Raw genomic sequence first — 3,965 nt, 5'->3', positions numbered from 1 at the left:
GTATCGGGCTGTACCTGATCGATAGCTATGTCAGCCAGGCTGGCGGAGCGATCGAGGTCGCCGACAACATGCCTCGCGGCGCGATTTTTTCACTGTTTATTCCTGCCACGGGAACCGCCTGGCGATCCGCAACGGCGCATTCGATTACATCCTCAAGCCGGTATCGTGGAAGCGTCTTAACAAGTCACTTGAGCGCTTTATGCAGTTCGCTGAACAGCAGCGGGTGTGGAAGATTGTCGATCAGCAAAACGTGGATTCCCTGTATCAACTGCAGGCGAAAAACTACCGCCAGGATAGCGGTAGCAAAGGCATAGAGGGGAATACGCTGGCGCGGGTACAAAATCTCTTTAGCCACCATGTGATGCACTGCTTTTCAGTGGACGAAGTCGCCAGCGCGACGGGGCTGAGTAAAACCACCGCCCGCCGCTATCTGGAACACTGCGTGGAGAGCGGTTTTCTCAGCGTAGAGATGCAATACGGTAAGATAGGTCATCCGCGTAGAATGTATAGACATAGCGCGGTCTGAACCGCCGCAATCCCTCTCCCGACACATCGCGGGAGAGGTCCGGTATTAAGAAAGGCGTATAGCCGCCTGGTTCAGGACATAGCCGTACAGCCGCTTGATGCCGTCAGAGTCCGTCTCGCTATATACCCCCTGCAGCTCGGGTGAAAAACCGGGCAGCATGTTGACGCCCTCTTCCAGCGCCAGGAAATAGCGCAGCACCGCGCCGCCCCAGACTTCGCCAGGCACCACGCACAGCACTCCCGGCGGATACGGCAGCGCTCCTTCCGCGGCAACCCGGCCTTCGGCCTCGCTTAACCGCACCAGCTCAACGTTGCCGCGAATAAATTCGCGGTTGGCATCCTGTGGGTTCATCACCACGCGCGGGAAGCTCTGCTTGCGGAACATCTCTTTTTGCAGATCCTTCACCTCAAAGCTGACGTACAGATCATGCATCTCCTGGCACAATTCGCGGAGGGTGTAATCGCGATAGCGAACCGGATATTTGTTATAGATAGTCGGCAGTACGTCGGCCAGCGGCGTGTCGGCTTCGATATGCTGTTCAAACTGCGCCAGCATCGCCACCAGGCGAGCCATTTTTTCCTCACTCTCGGCCGGCGTGAGCAGGAACAGGATCGAATTCAGGTCGCACTTCTCCGGGACAATGCCGTTCTCACGCAGATAGTGCGCCAGAATGGTCGCCGGGATGCCAAACCCGGTATATTCGCCGCTTTCAGCATCAATGCCCGGTGTCGTCAGCAGCAACTTGCAAGGGTCGACAAAGTACTGCTCACTGGCATAACCGTCAAAACCGTGCCAGCGGGCGCCCGGTTCAAAGCTGAAGAAGCGCCGCTCGCGGGCAATGGTTTCGGTGGGATAATCCTGCCACGGACGCCCCGCCACAACCGGCGGAATAAATGGCTGAATCATTTTGCAGTTGGCGATGATCGCCTTGCGCGCGTCAATCCCCTGCACCACGCACTCTGCCCACAGTCGGCGGCCGCTCTCTCCCTCGTGGATTTTGGCGTTCACGTCCAGTGCCGCAAACAGCGGGTAAAACGGACTGGTGGAAGCATGCAGCATAAAGGCATTATTCAGCCGCTTATGCGGGCAGAATCGCGCTTGGCCGCGCAGGTGGTTATCTTTTTTGTGGATCTGCGACGTTTGCGAGAACCCCGCCTGCTGCTTATGCACCGACTGGGTAACAAAAATGCCCGGATCGTTTTCATTCAGCGCCAGCAGCAGCGGCGAGCAGTCGGCCATCATCGGAATAAACTGTTCATAGCCTACCCACGCGGAATCAAACAGAATGTAGTCGCACAGACCGCCGATTTTATCCACCACCTGACGGGCGTTGTAGACCGTACCGTCGTAGGTGCCCAGCTGAATGACCGCCAGGCGGAACGGACGCGGCGTATCGGCTTTTTCCGGCGCCACTTCGCGAATCAGATTGCGCAGGTAGTGTTCATCAAAGCAGTGGTCATCGATGCCGCCGATAAAGCCAAATGGGTTTCTCGACGCTTCGAGATAGACCGGCGTGGCCCCCGCCTGAATCAACGCGCCGTGGTGGTTGGATTTATGGTTGTTGCGGTCGAACAACACCAGGTCGCCGCGCGTCAGCAGCGCGTTGCAGACCACTTTATTCGCCGCTGAAGTGCCATTGAGCACAAAATAGGTTTTGTCGGCATTGAAGACCTTCGCCGCGAACTTCTGCGCGTGCTTCGCCGAGCCTTCGTGGATAAGCAGGTCCCCAAGTTTCACATCGGCATTGCACATATCGGCGCGGAAAACGTTCTCGCCAAAGAAGTCAAAAAACTGGCGGCCCGCAGGGTGTTTTTTAAAGAAAGCGCCGTGCTGATGCCCAGGACAGGCAAAGGTGCTGTTGTCCATCTCGACGTATTGCGTCAGAGTATCGAAGAACGGTGGCAGCAGATTCTCTTCATAGCTGCAGGCAGCAGCTTCCAGCTCAAGCCACTCCTGCTCTTTCCCGCCGATCATCGCCGTCACGCCGTCTGGCTTTTCCATGTCGCTATCGGTCAGCAAATAGACCGGCAGGTTAAAGCCGCTGCGTTTCAGCAGAGAGAGGATGCCGCTGCGGCTGTCCGCTGCGGTAATGACGACTGCCGCCACATCGGTAAAATCAGTACTGTCCAGCGCCACCACACGACGGTGGGTAGAGAGATGAGAGACCAGCGAGTGGCTGGCGGCAATGTGCATTGATTTCATTAGCGCGAATACCCGTTTCCGGAGAGTAAAAGGCTTCAGGCAAAGCATTAATACCTTGCCCAACGAAATGTCAGGGTCCGACTGGATTCCAGCTCCGACCGCCAGACATCAGTAAAAGCAGACCGGGTCCGATCTTACTGTTGTCCTGCAGTGAGCATGCGCTGCCTTCACCGCATGAGGCGCAGGGAATCAGAATGCAAAGTCGCAAGATGAGACGGCTTACGTATCCGCGTACAGCGGTAATGATGATGTACGGAGGGGGCGATCATCGGCGGCCTCATCGCTGAAGAGAAGAAAATTCGCGCAATAATGTCACCTTTGATATACCTGCGCAAGATGAAATCTGTATGCAAATACGATACATATTTGCAGGCCTTTACCCTGCTTTCGGGTCATAATAATGCCGTTGTCAGGGATAATGAACAGGAGCACACTGCAGTGGTGACAGGACCTTTTATTAATGCCGGCGCGGTCCTTTTAGGCGGCGTACTGGGCGCGCTGTTAAGCCAACGGTTGCCGGAGCGGATTCGGACATCGATGACCTCTATTTTTGGTCTGGCGTCATTGGGGATTGGTATTCTGCTGATCGTGAAATGCGCCAACCTTCCGGTGATGGTGCTCTCCACGCTGGTCGGCACGCTGCTTGGCGAAGCCTGCAATATGGAAAAAGGTATCAATACCGTGGTCAGCAAGCTTCAGCAGTGGCTCACGCCAGCAGGCAAAAAAAAGGCGCAGTTGAATTCGTCGTTTATTCAGAGCTATGTCGCCATAATTGTCCTGTTCTGCGCCAGCGGTACCGGGATTTTCGGTGCCATGCGCGAAGGGATGACCGGTGATGCCAGCATTCTGATCGCCAAAGCCTTTCTCGACTTTTTCACCGCCACGATTTTCGCCTGCACGCTGGGATTTGCCGTTTCAGCCATTTGCGTACCGATGCTGCTCATCCAGCTCACGCTGGCGGCCTGCGCGTCGCTGATCATGCCGCTCACCACGCCGATGATGATGGCCGATTTCAGCGCCGTCGGCGGCATGCTGCTGCTGGCAACCGGACTACGCATCTGCGGAATTAAGATGTTTGCGGTGGTGAACATGCTACCAGCCCTGCTTCTGGCGATGCCGATTTCAGTGGCCTGGACGCTTTTTTTCACCTGAAAACGGGTGCTTTTAATTCGAACTGGTGATAGATTGTGCAGTCCGCATCGATTTGAATAAATTTCGTTGACGAAGCGAGGCGAAT

At 55.7% G+C, this 3,965-nt stretch carries 2 protein-coding genes and 1 pseudogene; 2 read left to right on the top strand and 1 reads right to left on the bottom strand.

The features are described from left to right. Positions 1 to 121: 121 nt before the first annotated feature. A pseudogene (locus tag ACZAHD_RS22095) lies at positions 122 to 526 on the top strand (helix-turn-helix domain-containing protein); the annotation flags it as partial. A gap of 45 nt (positions 527 to 571) precedes the next feature. Here ACZAHD_RS22095 and ACZAHD_RS22090 read toward each other — a convergent pair. Next, positions 572 to 2,728: an ornithine decarboxylase gene (locus tag ACZAHD_RS22090; RefSeq protein ID WP_462458642.1), complete on the bottom strand. Its 2,157-nt coding sequence runs from the start codon at positions 2,726 to 2,728 to the stop codon at positions 572 to 574. A gap of 438 nt (positions 2,729 to 3,166) precedes the next feature. Between ACZAHD_RS22090 and ACZAHD_RS22085 the strand changes: the two genes are divergently transcribed. Next, a complete protein-coding gene (locus tag ACZAHD_RS22085) occupies positions 3,167 to 3,880 on the top strand; it encodes a DUF554 domain-containing protein (RefSeq protein WP_462458641.1) in 714 nt (237 codons plus the stop codon). The last annotated feature ends 85 nt before the right edge of the window (positions 3,881 to 3,965 follow it).

This window comes from Raoultella sp., assembly GCF_039594335.1.
Classification (GTDB): domain Bacteria; phylum Pseudomonadota; class Gammaproteobacteria; order Enterobacterales; family Enterobacteriaceae; genus Klebsiella.
This window is presented reverse-complemented; position numbering and strand designations above follow the sequence as displayed.